The following is a 21888-nucleotide window of genomic DNA, read 5'->3' as shown; positions in this document are numbered from 1 at the left end:
CCCCACCGGCCAGCTTTCAAGCCGCGTTTCTTGGCGGACGAACATGCCCAAACCCATCCACGGCCTGCTGGACAATTTCATCGAGCAGTTCGCCTCCGCAATCGCAGCGCGCGCAGAGCAGATGTTCGCGCGCTCCGCCTTTGCACGCGGCGGCCGGCGGACCGGCATCCGCATGTGCCCGTTTCCGGGTTGCAAGAACGCCGGCGCAGGTCCCCGCAACCGCTGGTTCTGCCGTGAGCATGCACGGAGCGTTCCCGTCCGGGAGCAGAAGAGGATCCTCGCCGAACGCGCCAAGGAAAACCAGGAGGCGGCCCGTATTGCCCGCGCCAGCCGCGGTGGCGGCGGGCGCCGGCTCGACATGCACTGCCGGGTCGAAGGCTGCAAGAACATGTCGCGCGGCCCGCGGTTCGGCTACATCTGCGACAAGCACCGCAAGGAGCTCTCCGCCAAGGCGCAGCGCGAGGCGCGCGAGAAGTGGAACGCGGCGCACGCAAAGGCGGCGTAAGCTCGGCGAATGCCGTTCCTCCATGAAGTCGAGGTGCTCGAGGCCGACATCGACAACCTCGGGCATGCCTCGAACCTCGTCTACCTGCGCTGGGTCCAGGACGCGGCGCTGGCGCACTCGACAGCGCTGGGATTTTCCGAGCAGGCGTACATCTCGCGCGGCGAAGCGTGGGTCGTGCGCAGGCACGAGATCGAGTACCTGCGCGCGGCGGTCCTGCGCGACCGGTTGCGCATCGAGACGCGCGTCGAGTCGATGAAGGTCGCAAACAGCGTGCGGCGGACCGAGATCTTCCGCGGAAGCGAGTTGCTTTGCCGCGCGGCGACCGACTGGGTGTACGTCGACCTGGCTCGCGGACGGCCTACGCGGATTCCTGGGGACGTGCGCAGGGTGTTCCCGTTGGAGCCCGAGAATGCTCTGACCTGAGTCTGATGCGTCTCTGTACGACTCGACCAGCTTCTGATCGATCGTCCACACCCTGCACAATTCACATCGCGCTACCGACACGCTCGCACCCCTTGTTCACAACCCGACCACAGGCTCCCCCGGAAAATCCCCAATCCGCGCACAGAAATGTGTCCAGATCGTGCGCGTCAGCCTGATCCAGACTTTCAACAATTCCGAGTAGTTACGCCGCGCGCGGCATGGCACGACGCGTGCTCTATGGGTCTGCGTGTCCGGCGGCTCGGTGGGCCGCCTGAAACGAGGCCTCGAACCCGACTTTCGAAAGGAGGACGGGGGTTCAGGCCAGAAAGCTCGAGCGGGTCGGCAGCCTGAATCCAGGCAAGCCAATCCATGCAACGGCGAGACGCCGGGGATCAGCCGGGAGGGGTTCCTCCTGGTCAAGGTCGAGGGCGGAGGGGACGTGAAGGCGTTCCCACGTTGCGCGGGGAGAGAACCCGGAGGAGCTCAAGCCCAGGAGGGGCGCGGATCGGTCGAGGCCCAACCCGTCTAGACCGACACCGCATTCGGAGCGGGGAGCAAAGCCCTGAAGTCGAGGGCGCGGTCGCTGGTCACAGGCGGCTGCGTCCAACGGCAGGAGGGCATGAATCGGCCGGGTAAACCCGGTACGGCTCCGCGGCGAGGGACAAACCCCTGAAGGGCAAACCCTGGACGTGGCAGCGGGATGAAACAAGCCCGCGAAGGCAGTTGGCGGAGGAAACCGTCGAGGACGTGAGAAACGTCGAGGACGGAACGTGACCGCTGGGTCGGGAATCCCCGCGGAATGGTAGACGCCGGCTGCTGAAGTCGCGATGAGGGAAGGGAACCCCAAGGAAGGCGCTCTTCGGCTGTTCGGTTGGGTCGCGAGGTTCAACCAGGCACGAAGGGCGGCGCGCAGGCCGTAGAACTCTGAAGGAGGCGGAAAGCTCGAGGGAGGATGAAACCTCATCGGAAGATGGGGTGGACGGCGGACGAAGAGAGACCGCGTGGGCCCGGGTGAAAATCCGAGGCCGTGGCGGGAGCGGGGAACCCAATGATCCCGCAATTCGTCCGCATACAAGACTCCGGGGAGCGACGAACTTCACGAGAGGCGGCGTAGTTCGGGGTCAACCCGGGCTGCGCGGCGGCAGGCGAGGCTGGAACCTTCGAAGGGGACCATCGTTTCGGTCGGCTTCTGGGTCGCTGGGCACACTCAAAGGGCGCGAACAGCTGTCGGGTTCGCGCCACTTGAATTTGGTTTGCAGCCTGCAGCTCGCGGCCGCCGAAAGGCGGCGAGAACGTTACCGGTGTTTAGTCAGCTTTGGAGCTTGGGGTTCGAGGCGCAAGGTTCCGGGCAGGTCCACCCCCCGGATCAGATTCGGAACCCGCCATCCCAAGCTCCAAAGCACTTTATCCTGGCACTACCGCGCGCTGGTCTCCCGGTACCCCTGGCACTCGTCGCCGTCATGGATGCAAGCCGACGCCATCCGCGGCACGAAAAGAACAGGCCGAAGCTCCAGATGCATCGCCTGAATCTGCGGCTGCACCGCATCGAACTCCGCGCGCACGTCCGCGAGCTCCCTGCGCAACGCCTCCGTCCGCTCCAGCAGATACCGCGCCGGCTTCCCCTCCCACGACAGGAGCGCCGAATAGAGATGGTCTGTGTGCTCCCGGATCCTCTCTTCTCCGGTGATCGCGCCCCCCTCCTTCGTCGCCACGATCTTCTTCTTCATCGCCTCCAGCTTCGCGCCAAGCGGCGGAAGCCGCGCATCCTGCGGCTGCGCCTTCACCTTCTGCGCCACCGCCACGGTGGCGGAATCGATCCCGTCCACCAGGTCGCTCATCTCCCCGAACAGCGCATGCGCCTTCATCGACGCCTCGAAGTGCTGCCGCCGGTCGGCGACCGTCCAGGGCGCCCGCCGGTCGAGTCCGATGTCGAGCCTCGTCTGGTAGACCTGCGTGCCCTTGGTGAGCCGCACCGTATACGTCCCGGGCACGACGCGCGGACCCTGCGAGCCGCCGAACGCCACCGCCGCGGCGCGCGGCACCCGCGGCGGCTTGACCTGCATCGTCCAGGAGACCCGGTTGATCCCCCGCCGCTTCGACGCGGGAATCGTGTCAACGACGTTGCCTTGCGCGTCCAGAACCTCCAGCTTGATCGGCCCGAACAGGTGGCGGGTCCGCTGGTAGTAGCTGATCACCGCCCCGGTCGCCGGGTTCTGGCCGGTGAACGTGGCGTCGCCCTCCGCCCATCCCCCCTGCCCCGCGATCCGCTGTTGCGTAGTTCGCCAAGGCAGGAACGCCGCCTCTTGCGCAAGCGTCTGCTGGGAGAATGCGCGCAGCGGAGCGAGATCGTCGATGATCCAGATCCCGCGCCCGTGCGTGGCAATGATCAGGTCGCCGTCGCGGGGATGGATCTGCAGATCGCGGACCGCTACCGCCGGGAAGTCCGATCCCTTGAACTCGGCCCAGCTCCTCGCTCCATCGACCGAGATCCAGAGCCCGAGCTCGGTGCCGACGAAGAGGAGGTCCTTGCGGATCAGGTCCTCCTTCACCACGTGCGCGTAGCCCCTGACGCCCTGCTCCGGCGCGACAATACGCGTCCAGCTCTTCCCGAAGTCGGTCGTCCGGTACACCCAGGGATCCATGTCGCCGAACGTGTGCCTGTCGAACGCGGCGTACGCGGTAGCCGCATCGTGGCGGCTCGCCTCCACCCAGCTCACCCACGACGCGGGCGGCAGCCCCTTCACGTTGCGCACCAGGTTGTTCCAGGTCTTTCCGCCGTCGCGCGTCAACTGCACGTTGCCATCGTCCGTGCCGACCCAGATGGTGTTCGCGTCGAACCGCGACTCGCTGATCGAGTAGATCGTGGTGTGCTCCTCTTCTCCGGATCGTTGGAGGTCAGATCCGGCGAGATGCGCTCCCAGCTGTCGCCGCGATCGCGCGAGCGGAAGAGGACCTGCGCGCCGATGTAGAGCGTCGCCTTCTGGGTGGGGCTCGCGTAGATGGGCGTGTTCCAGTTGTAGCGGAGCCGTTCCTTGTAGTTCGCCTTCGGCTGGATGTCGCGAGCGATCTGCAGTCGTCGATCGACGCGACCGATGTACCCGCCCTGCGCCTCGGCATAGACCGCTTCCGGATCGGTGGGATCGGGGACCGTCCAGAACCCGTCGCCGCCGTACAGGTTCTCCCAGACGGCGTTCGAGATGCCGCCGCCGTACGCCGTCGGCGCTACCCAGCTCGAGTTGTCCTGGAGGCCGCCGTACACCCGGTACGGATCCCGGTCGTCGATGGCCACATGGTAGAACTGCGAGACCGGCAGGTTGTTGTTCTTCCACCACCGGTTTCCGCCGTCGAAGGAGATGAACACTCCGCCGTCGTTGCCGCCGACGATGTGCTTGGGGTTCTGCGGGTCGATCCAGAGGTCGTGCCAGTCGCCATGCGTGGCGCCGAAGCCGCCCACCTGCGTGAAGCTCTTGCCGCCGTCGTCGCTGGCGATGAGCGCGCCGTCGGTCTTGAACACGCGCTCTGGATTCGCGGGGTCGATGATCAGCCGGGCGAAGTAGAAGGGGCGCCAGACCATCCATTGGCTGTTGTCGCGCTTGTCCCAGGTGTTGCCGCCGTCGGAAGAGCGCCACAGCGCGGACGCGGTGGACTCCACGAACGCGTACACGGCACTCGAGTTGGAAGGCGCGATCGCAACCTCGACCCGGCCCCAAGGCTTCGGGCCGAGACCCTTGACCTCCGTCCAGTTCCTCCCGCCGTCGGTCGACTTGAAGAGCGCGCTGGCACTCGCCGCGGTCGCCCCGTTGCCACCGGAGCGGAAGGTCCACCCCTTGCGCCGGAAGTCCCAGAGGGCGGCGAAGAGCACGTCCGGGTTGCGGGGATCCATGGCGACCGAGCTGCAGCCGGTGGAGAGATTCGGCCCGGTCAGGATCAGGTCCCAGGTCTTTCCCCCGTCGGTGGACTTGTAGAGGCCGCGATCCGGGCTGTCGCTCCACAGCTTCCCGGGCGCGCAGGCGTAGACGGTATCGGTGTTGCGCGGATCGATGACGATGCGCGTGATCCGCTCCGTCTTCCCGAGCCCCATGTTCTTCCAGCTCTCGCCGCCGTCGACGGACTTGTAGATGCCATCGCCGATGGAGACGGAATTGCGCGTCCACGATTCACCCGTTCCCACCCAGATGACCTGCGTATTCTTGGGATCGATCTGCACCTCGCCGATCGACTGCACCGGCTGCTTGTCGAAGACGGGCTTGAAGGTGGTGCCGCCGTCCTGGCTCTTCCAGACCCCGCCGCTGGCCGCTCCCACGAACAGCAAGGTCTTTCCCCCGACGTTTCTCCCGGCGACGGCGGAGATGCGGCCGCTCATCGTCGCCGACCCGATGTTGCGGGCGTTCAATCCGGAGATGACGCCGGAATCGATCGCCGGCGCCTTCGCCGCACTCCTGGGCGCGGGCGCCTGGGCGAGCAGCGGCGCCGGCTTCTTCGGCGGAACGATGGCGCGCGCTCCCGGCCCGGCGGGAAAGCGGAAGATCCCGTCCTCGACGGGGACGTTGACCTCCACGCTGTCGAGCGTGAACCGCTGCGTCTTCGGCGCGCCCTTGCGGCCCGACTCCACCGAGGTGGGAAACCAGACGCCGTTGACCTGCGCGTACGCGCCATAGTCGGTCTCGGTGACCCGCTCCGAGCCGCGCACCAGGCGCTCGCTCACGCGGCGGATCTCGAGGAAATAGTCGGGGTCGAGGTAGACGTACTGCACGTCGCCGTCCTTGAGCGCGATGCGGAGCTTGTGCGCCGGCGTCCCGTCGACGTCCTCGGTTCCGAGATAGCTGACCTGGTTTCCCTTCTCGCGCCAGCCGATCAGCGCGCCGTCGAGGTCGGCGTCCTGCGCGAGCCCGCGCGCTTCGTCGGCGGTGGTGCGGAAGGGATCCTTGCGTCCCTGGAAGGGGTCCACGCTCCAGCTTTGCTGGCCGTCGTACGCGTCGATACCCGTCAGTCCCTGGAGGGTGACCTCGGTGCGGATCTGATTGGCCCGCTTGCGCACCTGGGCGAACTCGGCGGTGATGGTGAAGTCGTCGCCGCCGAAGAACGCCTTGCCGCTGACCTTGAGGTTCTGCACGGCCGCGAGCTTCTGGGCCCCACCGCGCGCCTCGAGATGGCGGGCGACGATTTCGTCGACGGTCATGGGGGTTGCGGCTGCGGACATCGCGACGGCGAGAAGGAGCGCAGGGAGCATGTCGTCTCCGGAAGGGCGCGCATCTTACGCTCCACGACACCCTGCATTTCAAGGGTGTAGAGTCGCGGATCCCGGACGGGAGGCGCCATGGACGGACTGATGATGCAGGACCCGCTCACGCTGGTGCACTTCTTCGATCGCGCGCGCAAGTACTTCGCCGCCACCGAGATCGTCTCGCGCAGGCCGGACAAGTCGATCCAGCGCAGCACCTACGGGGACTTCCACCGCCGCGCCCAGAAGCTCGCCAATGCGCTCACGCGCCTGGGCGTGAAACCCGGCGAGCGCGTCGCCACCCTCGCCTGGAATCACGGCCGCCATCTGGAGGCCTACTTCGCGATTCCGCTCTGCGGCGGGGTGCTGCACACGCTCAACCCGCGGCTTTCCGTGCAGGACATCGCGTACATCATCAATCACGCCGACGATTCGGTGGTGATCGTCGACGACGTGCTGTGGGGACTGTGGGAGCGCATCCGTCCGGAGGTGAAGCCGCGCCACGTCATCGTCTGGGGACACGGCCAGCCGGCGCCGGAGGGCGCCATCGACTACGAACAGCTGATCGAATCGGAGCGGCCGGACTTTTCCCCTCCTCGCATCGACGAGAACGACGCCGCCGGCCTCTGCTACACCTCCGGGACGACCGGACATCCCAAGGGCGTGCTCTACAGCCATCGGGCGCTGGTGGTGCACTCGCTGATGTCGGCGCTGCAGGACTCGATCGGGCTTGCGAAGTCGGATGTGGTGCTGCCGGTCGTGCCAATGTTCCATGTCAATGCCTGGGGCCTTCCGTTCACGGCGACCATGGTCGGCGCGAAGCAGGTCTTCCCGGGGCCGCATCTCGATCCGGTCAGCGTCCTGAACCTTCTCGCGGACGAGGGAGTGACGCTGACCGCCGGCGTGCCCACCGTCTGGCTCGCCATCCTGGATCAGCTCGACTGCAATCCGGGCAAGTGGGACCTGAAGGCGCTGCACACGATGATCGTCGGCGGATCGGCCGCTCCGCAGGCGATGATCGAGGGCTTCGAGAAGCGGCATGGCCTCCGGGTCATCCACGCCTGGGGCATGAGCGAGATGTCGCCCATCGGCACCATCTGCAAGCCGGGTCCCCGCGCGGCCCGGCTGCCCGATTCCGAGCGGTTCCGCCTCCGGGCCACGCAGGGGACGGCGGTGCCGTTCGTCGACATTCGCGCCGTCGGCGATCGCGGCGAAGTGCCCTGGGACGGCAAATCGATGGGCGAGTTGCACGTCCGCGGCCCGTGCGTAGCGCGCTCCTACTTCCGGAACCCGGCGGAGGAAGACAAATTCACGACGGACGGCTGGTTCCGCACCGGCGACGTGGTGACCATCGATCCCGAGGGATACGTGCGCATCACCGACCGCTCGAAAGACCTGATCAAGAGCGGCGGGGAGTGGATCAGCTCGGTCGACGTCGAGAACGCCCTGATGGGTCATCCGGCCGTCAAGGAGGCGGCGGTGGTGGCGGTACCGCACGAGAAATGGTCGGAGCGTCCCGTGGCCTGCGTCGTCCTCAAGGACGGAGCGAAGGCGAGCGACGAAGAGTTGCGCGCCTGGCTCGAGCCGCGCTTCGCGAAGTTCTGGCTGCCGGACGCGTTCGTGTTCCTGCAGCAGATCCCGCGCACGGCGACGGGAAAGTTCCTCAAGGCGGCGCTGCGCGACCAGCTCAGGGACTTCCGGCTGCCTCACGCAGAGAAAGCGCCCTGCTGAAGGCGTCGCGCTGCTCCGGCGTGAGCTCCACCAGCGGTGGCCGGACCGCGCGCCAGGACGGATCGCCCGTGCGCGCGGCCAAGGCTTCCTTGAGACCGGCGATCAGCGGGAAGCGCTCGAACGCAGCGCGGACGGCGTCGATCTCGCGCTGCTGCTCCTCGGTCCGCTCGCGGAAGGCCTGCGCGATGGCCCTGGCATTCAGGTTGGCGGTGGCCGTGATGCACCCTGCTCCCCCTTCGCGCAGGTTGGCGAGGAGGAACTTCTCGCTTCCGACGAACACCTCGAATCCGGGGAAGGCGCGCAGGATCGCGCGCGTGTTCTCGAAGTCGCCGGAACTGTCCTTGATCCCCACGACGATGCCCGGATACGCCTTCAGCAGGCGCCCGATCACCGGCAGCGGGATGCCGGCGTGGGAGACCTGCGGGATGTGGTACAGGTACACGCGCAGCTTCGGCTCTGCGGCGCGGTCGATGGCTTGCGCGAAGCTCCGGAAGAGTCCCTCTTCGGTGAGGTTCTTGTAATAGAACGGCGGAAGCATCAGCACACCGGCGCAACCAGCGCGCGCCGCCTTGCGCGACAGGCGCGCGGTGTCCGGCAGGGCGCAGCAGCCGGTGCCTGCAATCAGCTTCTCCGCCGGAATGCCCGCATCGAGAAGGGCGTCGAGCAGCCGCTCCCGCTCGTCCAGCGAGAGCGAATTCGCCTCGCTGGTGGTGCCGAACGGCGCCAGCCCGGCGCAGCCCTCTTCGAGCAGAGACCGGCAGAAGCGCGCAAACCGCGGCGCATCCGGGTTCAGATCGCGATCGAACGGCGTGAGGACCGGTGCGAGGACGCCCTGCATAGGTCACGAGGTGTGGATCGAATCGATCCACTTCACTTCTTCCGGCGGCTCCGCCGGCGCGATGTCCAGATTCACCACCACGGGCTCCTGTCCCGAGCGCACGACGACGCAATCGAGCGGCTGATCGCGGCTGGCGTTGATCTCCTGGTGCGGAACGTAAGGCGGCACGTAGATGAAGTCGCCCGGTCCGGCTTCGGCGGTGTACTCGAGCTTCTCTCCCCAGCGCATTCGGGCCCGGCCGCGAACCACGTAGATCACCGACTCGAGGGGCCCGTGATGGTGCGCGCCGGTCTTCGCGTTCGCATGGATGGTCACGGTGCCCGCCCAGATCTTTTCGGCCCCTGCCCGGGCACGGTCGATCGCTGCCGCCCTCGACATGCCCTCGGTCTGCGCCGTGTTGGGATCCAGCTCGCTGCCCTTCACCACCCGCACGCCCTGGTCGCGCCAGATGGCTGCCGCGAGCTCGGCCAGCGAATGCACGTGCAGGTCGGGCGCCACCGCCGGCGGTGGCGTCCCGCGGTCGATCCAGGCGACGCTCAGCCCGCTGCGCTTGGCGCCTTCGGCGTCCCAGCCGTTGGCGCTGACGAACAGCGACCGCTCCCGATCGAGAAGCCCGTAGACCGCCGGCTTCGGCTTGTACGCGCGCACGTCGTCCGCGCTGAGCACCTCGTCGACGTCGAGATCCGCGGCTGCCAGCGCTGAGCGGATCATCGCCGGCGTCCCGTTGGAGAGGATGGCGCGCCGGACGCGCGCCCGGTGCAGCGATTCGAGGGCGGCGCCCGCGTCGGGAAAGGCCGGCAGCGACAGCCAGGTCTCGCACATGCGCCGCCGGGTGCTCGCATCGAGGCGGGGCGCGACTTCTTCCAGCGCTCGCGCGGTGACCGCATCGAACGGTTCGTACGACTTCTCCCGCCAGGTCCGCTCGAGCTGGGCGCTTCGCCAGCTTGCGAGCAGATCGGCGGCACCGGGTCCGGCGAACGGCTCCAGCCGCTTCGCAAGACCGCTCACGTCGAGGAGCGTCCCGTACAGATCGAAGGCCACGATCGCGAAGCGCATTTTGGCCTCACACCACGTCGAGCACGCCTCCCTGGAGCAGCGTGCGCGTCTTCGCCGGATCGAGCGGCGGGCTGAAGAAGAAGCCCTGGGCCAGCGAGCAACCCACCTCGCGCACCAGGCGCGCCTGCTCCTTCGTCTCCACTCCCTCGGCGATCACCGTCTTTCCCAGATCGCGCGCGATCTGGACGATGCGTCCGAGCACTTGCCGGTCGCGATCCCCGCCGCCGGCGAGGAAGGAGCGGTCCATCTTGATCGTGTCGACCTCGATCTTGTGCAGGTGGCGCAGCCAGCCCTGCCCGACGCCGAAGTCGTCCATGTGCAACTTGAGGCCACGCTGGTGGAGATCGGCGAGGTTGTCGATGCCGTTGTCGGGCGCCAGCACGCTCTCGTTGATGTCCATGTTCAGATCGGCCGGCACCAGATGGGATTCGCGCAGGACCCGATCGATGTGCGCGCCCACGTCGGCCTGCTCGAGGATATCGCGGGAGAAGTTCACCGAGATGGACAGCCGGTTGGCGGTGGCGATGTCCCGGCGCCAGTCCTGGAGCTGCCGCGACGCGGTCTGCAGCACCCACTGATCGATGGACACGATCAGGCCCGCCTCTTGCGCCAGCCCGAGAAACTTGGAGGGAGGCACGAGCCCGAGCCGCGGATGCTGCCAGCGCGCGAGCGCCTCGACCGCCCGGACCTTGCCCGTCATCACGTCGACGATGGGCATGTAGTGGACGCAGAGCTCGTTGCGCACCAGCGCGCTGCGCAAGTCGCTCTCCATCTGCACATGGGCAGGCGCGCCCTCGATGGCTTCCCGCTGAAACACCGCGGTCCGCGCCTTGCCCAATGCCTTGGCCCGGTACATGGCCACGTCCGCGTCGCGCAGGACGTCCTCGGCCTTCTGGTACTGCGACGATCCCACCGCCACGCCGATGCTCGCGCTGGACTGGACCCGCTGCCCGCCGACCTCGAAGGGCTCCCGCATCACCTCGTGCACGCGGTCCGCCACCCGCACGGCGTCCGCCGATCCGCGCACGTCGTCGAGCCACATGGTGAACTCGTCGCCGCCGTGCCGCGCGAGGGTATCGCCTTCGCGCAGGCAGGACTCCAGCCGCCGTCCGATCTGCTGCAGGAGCTGATCGCCGGCCTCGTGGCCGAAGGCGTCGTTCACCATCTTGAAGCGGTCGATGTCGATGAACAGCACCGCGAAGCGGTAATCCTCGTGGCGCCGGGTGCGATAGAACGAGTGGCGCAGCAGATCGAGGAACAACGTCCGGTTCGGCAACCCGGTGAGCGCGTCGTGCCGGGCGTCGTGCGCCATCCGCTCCACCAGCGTGCGGTGGCGGGTGATGTCGTTCATCAGCCCGGCGGCGCGAACGGCTGTTCCCTTCTCGTCGCGTCGGGCGGCCCCGCGCGCCAGCACCCAGCGCCAGTCGCCGTCGGCGTGGCGGACGCGGTGCTCGTGCTCGAACGAGTCGGTATGCCCTTCGATGTGGGCGGTGAGCGCCGCCCGCAGCGGTGCGGCGTCCTCGGGATGAACGCGGTCCAGCCAGTCGCCCGGATTGCCGGTAGCCGACGGAGGACCGCCCACCAGCTGTTGCCAGCGCGGGGACAGGTAGAGGCGGTTCGCGCGAAGGTCCCAGTCCCAGAGCACGTCGGGCGTGCTGGAGAGCGCAACCGAGAGACGGTCCTCCCGCTCGCGGACCGCGTCGTGCTTCTCCACCGCCTCGGTCTGGTCGCGCAGCACCAGCGTGATCCGGGAGACGGATCCGTCGCGACGGACGCGGGGCAGGAACACCCAGTCGCACGCGAGCGACCGGCCGTCGCGGGTCGAGCACGCCAGCGTGCGGGCCACCGGCTCGCCCTGCCGCAGCGGCGCGCTCCACTTCGACGCCAGGTCCTCCGCGCCGATCGGCTCGAGCACCTCGAAGATGCGCTTGCCCGGCAACTCTTCCGCGTCGGCGCCGCAGAGCCGCGCCGCCGCCGGGTTCGCGATGCGGATCAGCAGCTCGGGGGTGAGCTCGAACACGGCTACCCGGCTCTTCTCGAGCAGGCGCGAGAGGCGCCGCTGCGCCTTGGCAGCCTTCTCCCGCCGTTCGTTCTTCCGCCCTCTCGCGGCCGCCGCGCGGCTCTGCGCGCGATGCAGCAGTGCCGTCACCGAGGCGAGCGACTCCTCCAGCTCCGCCCGCTCCGCGTCGAATTCACGGTAATGGGCGTCGATGGCGGCGATCAGTTGACGGAACGCCGGCGGCAGCTCGGTGCGAAGCGAGGCGAGCTGGCGACGGAGGCGCGGGTGCATCGCTAGCTCCTCACTACCGGAGAAGGCCTGCCGAGCAAGAACCCCTGCACGAAATCGGCGCCGTTGTCGCGGACCCAGGACAACTCCGCCTCCTCTTCGATCCCTTCCACGATGGTGCCGATGCGCATGCCATGGCCGATCTCGAGCAGCTTGCGGGCGATGAGGGCCTTCACCGGGTCGTCGTGCACGCCGCGGATCAACTCCCGGTCCAGCTTGATGAAGTCCGGGCGCACCCGGTGCACCAGATTGAGCGTCGACCACCCTGCGCCGAGGTCGTCGAGCGCCACCCGGAAGCCCGCGCGCCGGTATGCGTTGAGCACCTGCTGCAGGCGCGGAGAGTCGCCGTAACGATCGGCCTCCGTGACCTCGAAGACGACCCGCTCGCGCGGCAGGTCGACCTCCTCGATGGCCATCACCGTCGAGTTCAGGTGCGCCTCGGGGTCGCGGATCGCGGCCGGGGAGAAATTGATGAATACGCACATCCCCGGTCCGTGGCGCGCCGCCTCGCGGATCGCGCTCCGGCACGCCGCCGAGTCGACCTCCGAGAGCAGGTCGGCCTCGCGCGCGAGCGTGAGGATGGGCTGGGCGTCGATGATGGAGCCGTCGCGCTCCACGCCGCGCAGGAGCGCCTCGTGGGCAAAGACGCGGCCGGTATCCTCCGCGTGCACGATGGGATGGAAGAAGCTGACGAATCGCCCTTCGGCGAGCTGATCGAGCAGCCACCCCGACCGCGCGAGAACGTCGAGCGCGTGCAGCGAGGTCATCCGGGCGAAGTCCGGAAGCTGCGGAACGCCCTCTCCGGGGACGAAGAGGGCGCGGGTGGCCTGCGCCTCCGCCTCGCTCAGCGCCGAGCAGAGCTCCGCCGTGCAGACCTGGACGTCGCCGTTGCCGAGCGGGATCCGCGCGCAGGCGTCGATGAAGTCGTGCTCCCACCCGGCGGAGGCCAGCCGCCGGGCGACGCGCAACGCCGTCCGCCCGCGCCGGAGCCACAGATAGAGGGTGCCGGCGCCCCGGATGCGGTCGGGCAGGCGCTGGTGGAGGGCGCGCGCGATGCAGGAAGCCGGCTCCGGCGAGGAAGATGGACGGATCCGGCTCAAGACTTCGCGTGTGTAAGCGATCTGCTGAAGATGCGTCAAGCGAGGTGATCGGCCTCACAAATCTCGTGTCGGTTCCTGAATCTGGACCGCTGGTCGTGGACGGCGGAATGACGATGACATAAAGACGCTCGCATGCGTGGATCCTTTCTCCTCGCCAGCATGTTCGCGTTTTGCGCAAGCACTCCGAAGGTCGCGCCCGAGCGCGTCGAGGCGATGCACGAAGCGAAGGACGAGGAGACGGTGAAGGCCTGCACGATGCTGGGCCGCTTCGTCGGCTCGTCAACCCAGGCGGGCGAGCAGGGGCTCCTGCAGGCCCGGGCGGAGGCGCGCATCAAGTGCGCGGCATCCGGAGCAACGGACTTCGTCTACGACAGCGAGTCCGTCTCTCCCGACGTGGTCACCGTCGCCGCCAAGGCCTACGACTGCGGCACCCCGAAATGACGCCGGACGACTTCCCGCATCTGTTGGAGATCCAGACGCGCTGGAACGACAACGACGTCTACGGCCACGTCAACAACGTGGTCTACTACGCGTACTTCGATACGGTCATCAACCGCTTCCTGGTCGAGGAAGGCGGGCTCGACATCGACCGCGGCGCCGTGATCGGCGTCTGCGTCGAGTCGCAATGTGCCTACAAGCACTCCATCGCCTTCCCTGACACCATCGCCGCGGGACTGCGGGTGGAAAAGCTGGGCAATAGCAGCGTGCGCTACGCGATCGGCATCTTCCATGGCCAGGTGCTCTGCGCCCAGGGGTCGTTCGTGCACGTGTTCGTCGACCGGGCGACCCGCCGGCCGGCGCCCATTCCTCCGCCCATCCGCGAAGCGCTGGCGCGCATCGCCCCTGGAGCCGCGAAATGAAGAGGTTCCTGGTCGTCCTTGCTCTCGCCGCCTGCGCCGGCGCGCAAAGCGGGTCGCCGCGGCAGCTCGACCCGCCGGTGGCGAAGAAAGTCCCCCACCCGACGACGGTGAACGGCGAGACCCTGCCGGACGACTACTTCTGGCTGCGGGAAAAAGCCTCGCCGCAGGTCGTGCAGTACCTGCATGCCGAGGTGGCCTACGCCGACGCGTTCATGCAGCCGACGCAGGGCCTGCAACGGCAGCTCTACCAGGAGATGCTCTCGCGGGTGCAGGAGACGGACGCCAGCGCGCCCTTCTCGAAGGACGGCTACTGGTATTACACGCGGACGGAGAAGGGAAAGCAGTATGTGATCCTGGCGCGGCGCAACGGATCGCCCCACGCCGAAGAGCAGGTGCTGCTCGACGTGAACCAGCTCGCCGAGGGCAAGAAGTTCATGCAGCTCGGTTCGTGGGACGTGAGCGACGACGGCAACCTGCTCGCCTATACGACCGACGAGACCGGCTTCCGCCAGTACGACCTGCACATGCGCGACCTGCGCACGATGAAGGACGGGGCGGAGAAGATCGCGCGCGTCGACTCGATCGCCTGGTCTCGCGACCCACGGTATCTCCTCTACGTCGTGGAAGACCCGGTCGCCAAGCGCGCCTACCAGGTCTACCGGCACGCGATCGGCGCGGCGAAGGACGACCTTCTCTACGAAGAGCCGGACGAGAGGTTCAACCTCGACGTGCGGCGCTCGCGCTCCCGCGACTTCATGTTCGTCGCCTCCGTGTCGCACACCACGACGGAGGTGCGGTTCCTGCCCGCCAGCGACCCCTTTGCCACGCCGGCGCTGGTGCAGGCGCGAGAGGCAGGACACGAGTACTACGTCGATCACCGCGGCGGCCTTTTCTACATTCGCACCAACTCCACGGGTCGCAACTTCCGCCTGGTGACGGCGCCCGTCTGGTCGCCGCGCAAGGAGAACTGGACGGAGCTGGTACCGCACCGCGACGACGTCATGCTCCTCGACATCGATCTCTTCGCCAATCACCTCGTCCGGCACGAGCGCGAGAGTGGCCTGCCGCAGATCGTCGTGCGCGATCTGCGCAACCGGCAGGAGCGGAAGCTTCCCGTTCCCGAGCCCGACTATGAGCTGCGGCCGTATCACAACGAGGACTGGGATCCGCCGTCGCTGCGCGTCGAGTACCAGTCGCCGGTGACGCCGAGAAGCGAGTACGACGTCGACTTCGCTTCCGCGGAATGGAAGCTCGTCAAGCGTGACCCGGTGCTCAACTACGATCCCGGCCGATACGAAGTGGAGCGCGTCTGGTCCATCGCCCGCGACGGCACGCGCGTTCCCGTCGCGCTGGTGCACGCCAAAGGGGCCGCGCGAGACGGCAAGGCGCCGCTCTTTCTCTATGCGTACGGCGCGTACGGCTTTCCGTACCCGGATACTTTCGATTCACGGCGGTTCAGCCTCATCGACCGCGGCGTGACCTTTGCCATCGCTCACATCCGTGGCGGCGGCGAGCTGGGCAAGAAGTGGCACGACCAGGGCCGCATGATGAACAAGATGAACACCTTCACCGACTTCATCGACACCGCCGACTGGTTGATCGCCCAGCGGTACACGGCGCGCGACCGGCTGGCGATCGGCGGCGGCAGCGCCGGCGGCCTGTTGATGGGCGCCGTCCTCAACCTGCGGCCGGATCTCTTCCGGGTCGCCCTCGTCTACGTGCCTTTCGTGGACGTGATCAACACCATGCTCGACGAGAGCCTGCCTTTGACCGTCCCCGAGTTCGAGGAATGGGGCAATCCGAAGAAGCCGGACGAGTTCCGCTACATGCGCCAGTACTCGCCGTACGACAACGTCGCCGCCAAGGCATATCCGGCCATGCTGGTGAGGTCGTCTTACAACGACTCTCAGGTGATGTACTGGGAGCCGGCGAAGTGGGTAGCGCGGCTGCGCGCGACCAAGTCGGATCGCAATCCGCTGCTCTTCAAGATCAACATGGAGCCGGCGGGCCATGGCGGCGCTTCGGGCCGATACGACAAGCTGCGCGACACGGCGTACGACTACGCGTGGCTCCTGACGCAGCTACCGCACTGACCTCATTCCGCCGGCAGCGCGAGCGACCGCGCCGCCGGCGGCAACGTGCCTCTCAGAACCGGTGCTGGATGCGTCCGTACACGTAACGGCCGATGTAGTCGTACGTGCTGGGGTCGGAATTGGCCAAGGCGGCGCTGTAGATGTAGGGCGGCTGCTTGTCGGTCACGTTGATGATGCCCGCGAAGAGGGTTGTCCTCCCCAGCGTGCTCGCGAGCGTGTATCCCGCGTGCACGTCCAGCTGGTAGTACGATTCCACCCGCCGCCGGAGCGGGTTGGAGCTGACGCTGGTCCCGGTGACGGGATCGACGTTGATGACGCTGCAGATGCCGCCCTGGGCCGTCGAGGGATCGTACGGGTTCGCGCACTCGTTCATGCTGCTGACGAACCGGCTGGTCAGGCCCGCGATGAAGCCGCCCACGCTCCAGTCCAGGCTCGCGGTGGCTTTGAATGCCGGCAGCGCGCCGAAGCTGCCGGCGTCGTAGTTGTCCTTGCCCGGGATCTTTGCGTCGCCGCTCTTCAGCTTGAGGGTGATGTAGTAAAAGGCGAGGTAGCTGCCGTCGAATCCCAAGGCGAAGCGCCCGAAGTCGGTGGGCAGCGTGTACCGAGCGGCGAAGTCGATGCCGCCAGTCCTGATACGGCCGATGTTCGCGTAGAAGTCATTGACGTACTGGATGCCGCCGGAGGCGTTGCGGACGATGAGGCCGCAGTACTCGGAAACGCCGCCTACGTAACAACCATTCAGGATGTTGGCCGTGCCGGTGAGCCCGATGGCATCGTCGATGGTGACGTTGAAGTAGTCCAGGGTGAACGTCAGATTGCGCACCGCCTGCGGCTGGAACACAAGGCCGGCAGTGAAGGCCCTCGCCGTCTCCGGCTGCAGCGTCGGGGTGCCGCCGGTACGCGTGAGTTCCTGGAGGCCAGTGTCGCCCGAGCCGCTGCCAGTCACGCCGCCACTCCTGCAGCGCGTGGCGACCGGCCCCGTGGCGCCCCCGGGTGCCGCGCCCAGGTCGGCGCAAGGGTCTGTCGCCGCGGGATCGGTTTCCTTGTTGCCCAGGTACAGCTCGGAGATGCTGGGTGCGCGGAAGGCCGTCGAGTAGGTGCCGCGGACAGTGAAATCGCGCACGGGCGTGTAGCGCGCTCCCAGCTTGTAGGTGAACTTGTCGCCGAAGGTGCTGTAGTTCACATACCGACCCGCCAGGCTTGCCTCGAGCGCTTCGACACCGGGCATGTTGGCGAGGATTGGCACCGACAGCTCAGCGAACGCTTCGTTGGAATGGAACCCGCCGCTCGTCGACTTGAAGTTGAAGTCGGCCGAGTCACCCGCGGCGGCGATGGGATCGGCGATCTGCGAGCCGAGCTGGTGACGGAACTCGTAACCGAGCGCGAGCGACACGGGGCGGTCCGCGGCGAGCGGGAACAGGTCGCCGGCGAGGTCGGCACCCGCGGTGAAGAGCTGATCGTAAGCGCGGGAAGTGCCCGTGAAACCCAGATAGTCCTGCTGCGCGCTCTGGATGCTCCCCGGTCCGCCGAGGAGATTGAGCGGGGTGCAGCCGGCGACCTCCGTGCTGATTTGGCCGGGCGTCTGGACGCATACCGGGCCGTTCGGGCTGGGCACGCTCGGCCCCGTCGCGCTCTGGACCCGGGAGTTGCGGAAGGATCCACCGGTGGTGAACGTGCCCGCGGTGCGGCCGTAATTTGCGGACGCGTTCCAGAACCATCCCTGCGCCGGACCGAAGACATCAGGTAGCGTGCCGTCGATGCCGGTCACCACGCGGAACGTGGACAGGTCTTCGGAATACGTGCGGTTGCCGAACTCGACGAGACGGCGGCCGAGGAAGCTCAGGTCGGTGCCGAAGGGGTTGTAGACGCTGTCCTTGGAGTAGACGATGTTGTTGTAGTCGCCGGGGTTGAGCGGCATCGGCGCCGCGTTCTGTGTCGAGTTGCGCTGCGTGTACGAGAGCTCGTAGTACCCGCGGGCCACCGGGAACTTTACTTCACCCGCCGAGAAGCCCTGGATCGTCGTCGAGGGGATGGTGAGATAGTTCTGGGCGGCGAAGTTGTAGAAGTCGTTGCCGGTCCCATTGTTGTCGGGGGCCGCCGTATTGAATTTGCGGAAGCACTCCGGCTGTCCCAGCACGGTCGTGCAGACGACCGGCGTCGACCCGGCGGACGAGGTGCTGTTGCGGATGTAGCGCTGGGTGACCGACCAGCCCAGGGTGTTGGTCAAGGCGGTGCAGAACGGGTTGCCGTTGCACAGCGGTGTACCGGGGTTGTTCGGGTCCTCGGGAATCCGCAGCGCACCCTGGGGGACGCGGCTGCTGCCGCTCGGGGTCACCCCGCCGCCGGTGTAGTCGTAGTCGAGGGCCTGCTGCGACCAGTTCCGGTCGCGCAGCCAGGAGTCCCGCTGGTTGAAGTAGCGCGCCGAGAAGATGGCACCCGCGGTGTCGCCCTGGGTCCCGGTGGTGACGTGCGCATCGAACGTCTGCGCGTCGCCCTTCCCCGACAGGCCGTACTGCGCGCCGAGGTCGGTACCGTTGAAGCTGCGGCGCGTGATGACGTTCACCACTCCTGCGATGGCGTCGGAACCGTAGACGGCGGAGGCGCCGTCCTTCAGCACCTCGACCCGCTCGATGGCCTCGGTGGGGATGGTGTTCAGGTCCACCGCCGCGGAGGCGCCGAGTCCGCCCGGCACCACGCGGCGCCCGTTGATCAGCACGAGCGTGCGCTGGATCCCGAGGCTGCGCAGGTTGATGCGGGTGGTGCCGTCAGCTCCGTAGTTGATGCCGCCCGTGTTGAGCTGGAAGTTCGGCGCGTTGCCCTGCTCGGGCATCGTCTGCAGGTAATCGCCGATGGTCATCCTGCCGCTGCTCTCGAACTGCTCCCTGGTCACGACCGTCACGGGAGCCGGGGTGGTCAGGTCCTTGCGCCGGATGCGGGACCCGGTGACGACCAATTCCTCCGTCACGGTCTGCCGCCTCTCCGTCGTTGGCGGCGCGCTCGTCGGCACCGTGGGTTCGGTGGCCGCCGGCTGGTCGGCCGGCGGGGGAGCCGTCGTCCCCGGAGCCTGAGCAACCGCAACCCCAGCCGAGAAGAGAAGGATCGAAGCGACCTGGATCGTCGTCCGATGTGGATTCATATGTCGTATCCCCTGTCGATCAGCGGCAGGATCTCGCCGCGCTGCTCGATTCCGCGCGCAGCCTACACTTGCCGACTTGCGAATCGCAAACGGGGGGCTACCGATCCCGCGCGGTCACCGCGCCGACGCCGACGCAACGAGCGGCTGGATCTCCCTTCCGTCGTGCCAGACGGAAACGAGCTTGCGCGTGTTCCGGATGTCGTCGAGCGGGTTCCCGGCAAGCACGAGAAGATCAGCCCGTTTGCCCTTTTCCAGCGTCCCGCGATCGGAAATGCCAAGCATTGTCGCGCTTCCCCGCGTCGCGGCGACCAGCGCGTCCATCGGAGAAAGGCCTGCCTTGACCATCAGTTCCAGCTCGCGATGCTCGCCCCAGCCCTGGATGCGCACGGGATTTGCGCCGGAATCTGTTCCGAAGGCGATGTGCACGCCCCTTGCGTGCAGCGTCTTGAGATTGCGCATCCCGTTCTCGAGCGCCGCGCGCGCTTTGGGCACGTTGGGATCGGCTGCGACCTTCGCCCGATATTCGGGACTCCGGAACTGCTGCACCGAGTCCGGCGGCAGCGCGGCGGTGAGAAACGGATCGTCGAGCAGCGCCGGATCGTCCGCGAAGGCAGAGAACGAGGCGTCGACGTTCAAGGTCGCGACGTAGAACGTGCCGCGCTTCTTCATCATCGCCACCAGCTCGTCGTCCACCGGCTGGTCGCGGACGCTGTGCGCCAGCGCGTCGACGCCGCTCGTGATCACCGCCTTCGCGTCGCCGAGGTAGAACACGTGGGACGCCACCTTGATCGAATGGCGATGCGCGGCATCGATGGCGGCCTTGAACACCGCCGGGTCCATCTTGGGAAACTTTCCGAAGACGTCGTCGACCCAGATCTTGAAGTAGTCGGGCTTGCGCGCGGCGGCCTCCTCGACGTTCGCCACCGCTTCCTCCGGCGTCCTCGGCCGGTATACCTGATCCGGCGCGGACGGCACCGGCGGCGCTCCATCGGGGACGCCGATGCCGCGGCCAGCCGTGAAGAGCGTGGCACCCGGCACGGTCCCGCGGCGCTGCTCATCGCGCACGTCGTAGACGAGATCGCGGTTGAGACCGAGCGTGAGCACCGAGGTGACGCCGTAGCGCTCGTACTGCAGGAGCTGGGTCTGGACGTTCTCGCGCGTGTATCCATCCGCGCGGCTCTGGCCGCCCACCACGAGCCCGACGTGACCGTGCGCATTGATCAAGCCCGGGATGATGGTCCGGCCCTTGAGATCGAGCGCCCGCGCGCCTGGGGGCGCCTTCACCTTGTCCGCCGGACCGACGGCGGAGATGCGCCCTGCGTCGATGACCAGCACCGCGTTCTTCAGTGGAGGCCGTCCCGTTCCGTCGATCAGGGTGGCCCCCTGCAGCACGACCACTTCGGCAAAGGCGGCTTGCGACATCAAGAGCGACAGCGCGACGGGGAGCGTCTTCCTCATACCCGTCCTCCAGGTTTGGGATGGCGCGACTTATAAACCTTCGGACCGGCGATGTCTCTGCGGCGGGTTTTTGATAGCTTCACGCGCCCGTCCCGCTGCCCAGGAGGCGCAAAATGAGATTCGCGGCCGCAGCGCTGATCGCCACGCTTTCCCTCTCCGCGCGCGCCAAGGAGACCGTCCGCATTGCGTTCGTCGGCCCGCTCACCGGCGGCAACTCCGCCATCGGCCTCGGCGGCCGCAATTCCGCCGACCTGGCGGTCAAGCTGCGCAACGCGGACGCCAAGGCGAAGTACCAGTACGAGCTTCTCGTGCTCGACGACGAGTGCAAGCCCGACGCCGGCGTGCAGATGGCCACCAAGGCCGGCTCCGATCGCACCGTCGTCGGGGGCGTGACCCACTACTGCTCGGTGGTGGCCATGGCGACGGTCGACACGTACCACCGCTTCGGGCTTCCGGCGATCGTCTGGGGTGCCGTGCTTCCGGACATCACCTACGCGCACGACTTCAAGGAGATCCACCGCGTCAACGGCCGACTACGGCAAGGGTCACAACAAGTACTTCAGCCAGTTCTTCGGAAAGAGCGGCGGGCAGATCGTGGCCACTTTCGGCGTCACCGCCGACCAGCAGGACTTCACCGCAGAGCTGACGCAGATCAAGGCGCAGAACCCGGAGGCGATCTATTTTGGTGGCCTCACTCCCATCGGCGTCCGCATCCGCGCGCAGATGGACAAGCTCGGCCTCAAGGCGCAGTTCGACGGCACGTCCGGAATCGTCAACGACGACTTCATCAAGGCGCTGGGACCGCTCGCCGAAGGCGCGCTGGCCTTCCGCGAGGGAGCTCCTGCCGAGAAGCTGCCCGGCGGGAAGAAGTTTCTCGAGGACTACAACAAGCAGGGCTATTCGAATCCGCCGGAAGCCTACGGACCGTTCGCCTATGCCGCCGCCGAGCTCCTGATGGACGCCATCGAGAAGGCGGGACCGGATCGCAAGAAGATCATCAAGGAGCTGGCGAACGTGAAGGATCGCGACTCCATCGTCGGCAAGATCACCTTCGACGACCACGGCCAGAACACCGTCCCTGCGATCGCGAAGTACGTGGTGCAGGACGGCAAGTGGCTGACCTGGGAAGAGAGCGAATACGCGAGCGGAAAGCGGAAGCTGACCGGCGGGAAGTAGCGCA

General features: G+C 67.3%; 14 protein-coding genes and 1 pseudogene. 7 read left to right on the top strand and 8 right to left on the bottom strand.

Annotated elements, in window-relative coordinates; all coding sequences use genetic code 11:
• Window positions 1–43: 43 nt before the first annotated feature.
• Together E6J58_04265 and E6J58_04260 are read left to right on the top strand one after the other, a co-directional pair.
• Window positions 44–505 (top strand): hypothetical protein, encoded by a 462-nt coding sequence (locus E6J58_04265; GenBank protein ID TMB40922.1) that lies wholly within the window; start codon window positions 44–46, stop codon window positions 503–505.
• A gap of 9 nt (window positions 506–514) precedes the next feature.
• Window positions 515–928 carry an acyl-CoA thioesterase gene (locus tag E6J58_04260; protein ID TMB40921.1) on the top strand — a complete coding sequence of 138 codons (414 nt, stop codon included), beginning with the start codon at window positions 515–517 and terminating at the stop codon, window positions 926–928.
• A 1415-nt stretch (window positions 929–2343) separates the two neighbouring features.
• On the opposite strand, the gene E6J58_04255 is transcribed toward E6J58_04260, so the two are convergent.
• Both E6J58_04255 and E6J58_04250 read right to left on the bottom strand, forming a co-directional pair.
• The gene (locus E6J58_04255) at window positions 2344–3723 is read right to left on the bottom strand and encodes a hypothetical protein (protein TMB40920.1); all 1380 of its coding nucleotides are present in this window, start codon (window positions 3721–3723) and stop codon (window positions 2344–2346) included.
• Window positions 3714–6158 (bottom strand): hypothetical protein, encoded by a 2445-nt coding sequence (locus E6J58_04250; protein TMB40919.1) that lies wholly within the window; start codon window positions 6156–6158, stop codon window positions 3714–3716. The genes E6J58_04255 and E6J58_04250 overlap by 10 nt, the downstream gene beginning before the upstream one ends.
• A gap of 87 nt (window positions 6159–6245) precedes the next feature.
• Between E6J58_04250 and E6J58_04245 the strand changes: the two genes are divergently transcribed.
• On the top strand, window positions 6246–7880 hold the full coding sequence (locus tag E6J58_04245; protein ID TMB40918.1) for a long-chain fatty acid--CoA ligase: 1635 nt from the start codon (window positions 6246–6248) through the stop codon (window positions 7878–7880).
• Here the strand turns inward: E6J58_04245 and E6J58_04240 are convergent.
• Genes E6J58_04240 through E6J58_04225 form a run of 4 tightly spaced genes read right to left on the bottom strand, consistent with a single transcriptional unit; the run spans window position 7837 to window position 13161 of the window.
• Window positions 7837–8718, bottom strand: coding sequence for a dihydrodipicolinate synthase family protein (locus E6J58_04240; GenBank protein TMB40917.1), 882 nt, complete (start codon window positions 8716–8718; stop codon window positions 7837–7839). The two genes, E6J58_04245 and E6J58_04240, sit on opposite strands and share 44 nt — an antisense overlap.
• 3 nt (window positions 8719–8721) lie before the next feature.
• Window positions 8722–9774 carry a haloacid dehalogenase type II gene (locus E6J58_04235; protein TMB40916.1) on the bottom strand — a complete coding sequence of 351 codons (1053 nt, stop codon included), beginning with the start codon at window positions 9772–9774 and terminating at the stop codon, window positions 8722–8724.
• 7 nt (window positions 9775–9781) lie between these two features.
• Window positions 9782–12064 carry an EAL domain-containing protein gene (locus E6J58_04230; protein ID TMB40915.1) on the bottom strand — a complete coding sequence of 761 codons (2283 nt, stop codon included), beginning with the start codon at window positions 12062–12064 and terminating at the stop codon, window positions 9782–9784.
• Between the two features lie 2 nt (window positions 12065–12066).
• Complete coding sequence (locus tag E6J58_04225; protein TMB40914.1) at window positions 12067–13161, bottom strand: EAL domain-containing protein; 1095 nt, start codon at window positions 13159–13161, stop codon at window positions 12067–12069.
• 159 nt (window positions 13162–13320) lie between these two features.
• Between E6J58_04225 and E6J58_04220 the strand changes: the two genes are divergently transcribed.
• The 3 genes from E6J58_04220 to E6J58_04210 are packed head-to-tail and all read left to right on the top strand — an operon-like array spanning window position 13321 to window position 16114.
• Window positions 13321–13602, top strand: coding sequence for a hypothetical protein (locus tag E6J58_04220; GenBank protein ID TMB40913.1), 282 nt, complete (start codon window positions 13321–13323; stop codon window positions 13600–13602).
• The gene (locus tag E6J58_04215) at window positions 13599–14021 is read left to right on the top strand and encodes an acyl-CoA thioesterase (GenBank protein TMB40912.1); all 423 of its coding nucleotides are present in this window, start codon (window positions 13599–13601) and stop codon (window positions 14019–14021) included. The genes E6J58_04220 and E6J58_04215 overlap by 4 nt, the downstream gene beginning before the upstream one ends.
• Complete coding sequence (locus E6J58_04210; protein ID TMB40911.1) at window positions 14018–16114, top strand: S9 family peptidase; 2097 nt, start codon at window positions 14018–14020, stop codon at window positions 16112–16114. The genes E6J58_04215 and E6J58_04210 overlap by 4 nt, the downstream gene beginning before the upstream one ends.
• Before the next feature lie 52 nt (window positions 16115–16166).
• Here the strand turns inward: E6J58_04210 and E6J58_04205 are convergent, their stop codons facing one another.
• Together E6J58_04205 and E6J58_04200 are read right to left on the bottom strand one after the other, a co-directional pair.
• Complete coding sequence (locus tag E6J58_04205) at window positions 16167–19250, bottom strand: TonB-dependent receptor (GenBank protein TMB40910.1); 3084 nt, start codon at window positions 19248–19250, stop codon at window positions 16167–16169.
• Between the two features lie 114 nt (window positions 19251–19364).
• Window positions 19365–20708: an amidohydrolase family protein gene (locus E6J58_04200; protein TMB40909.1), complete on the bottom strand. Its 1344-nt coding sequence runs from the start codon at window positions 20706–20708 to the stop codon at window positions 19365–19367.
• Window positions 20709–20821: 113 nt separating this feature from the next.
• Between E6J58_04200 and E6J58_04195 the strand changes: the two are divergent.
• Window positions 20822–21884 (top strand): annotated as a pseudogene (locus E6J58_04195) (branched-chain amino acid ABC transporter substrate-binding protein).
• Window positions 21885–21888 lie beyond the last annotated feature (4 nt).

This window comes from Deltaproteobacteria bacterium (assembly GCA_005879535.1).
Taxonomy (GTDB): Bacteria; Myxococcota; Myxococcia; order Myxococcales; family 40CM-4-68-19; genus 40CM-4-68-19.
Note: the sequence above shows the minus strand (reverse complement) of the source record. Positions and strands in the feature narration are given on the sequence as shown.

Coding starts and splice junctions, on each gene's coding strand:
- E6J58_04265 (TMB40922.1), top strand. CDS start 44: ATGCCCAAACCCATCCACGGCCTGCTGGACAATTTCATCGAGCAGTTC.
- E6J58_04260 (TMB40921.1), top strand. CDS start 515: ATGCCGTTCCTCCATGAAGTCGAGGTGCTCGAGGCCGACATCGACAAC.
- E6J58_04250 (TMB40919.1), bottom strand. CDS start 6,158: ATGCTCCCTGCGCTCCTTCTCGCCGTCGCGATGTCCGCAGCCGCAACC.
- E6J58_04245 (TMB40918.1), top strand. CDS start 6,246: ATGGACGGACTGATGATGCAGGACCCGCTCACGCTGGTGCACTTCTTC.
- E6J58_04240 (TMB40917.1), bottom strand. CDS start 8,718: ATGCAGGGCGTCCTCGCACCGGTCCTCACGCCGTTCGATCGCGATCTG.
- E6J58_04235 (TMB40916.1), bottom strand. CDS start 9,774: ATGCGCTTCGCGATCGTGGCCTTCGATCTGTACGGGACGCTCCTCGAC.
- E6J58_04230 (TMB40915.1), bottom strand. CDS start 12,064: ATGCACCCGCGCCTCCGTCGCCAGCTCGCCTCGCTTCGCACCGAGCTG.
- E6J58_04220 (TMB40913.1), top strand. CDS start 13,321: ATGTTCGCGTTTTGCGCAAGCACTCCGAAGGTCGCGCCCGAGCGCGTC.
- E6J58_04215 (TMB40912.1), top strand. CDS start 13,599: ATGACGCCGGACGACTTCCCGCATCTGTTGGAGATCCAGACGCGCTGG.
- E6J58_04210 (TMB40911.1), top strand. CDS start 14,018: ATGAAGAGGTTCCTGGTCGTCCTTGCTCTCGCCGCCTGCGCCGGCGCG.
- E6J58_04205 (TMB40910.1), bottom strand. CDS start 19,250: ATGAATCCACATCGGACGACGATCCAGGTCGCTTCGATCCTTCTCTTC.
- E6J58_04200 (TMB40909.1), bottom strand. CDS start 20,708: ATGAGGAAGACGCTCCCCGTCGCGCTGTCGCTCTTGATGTCGCAAGCC.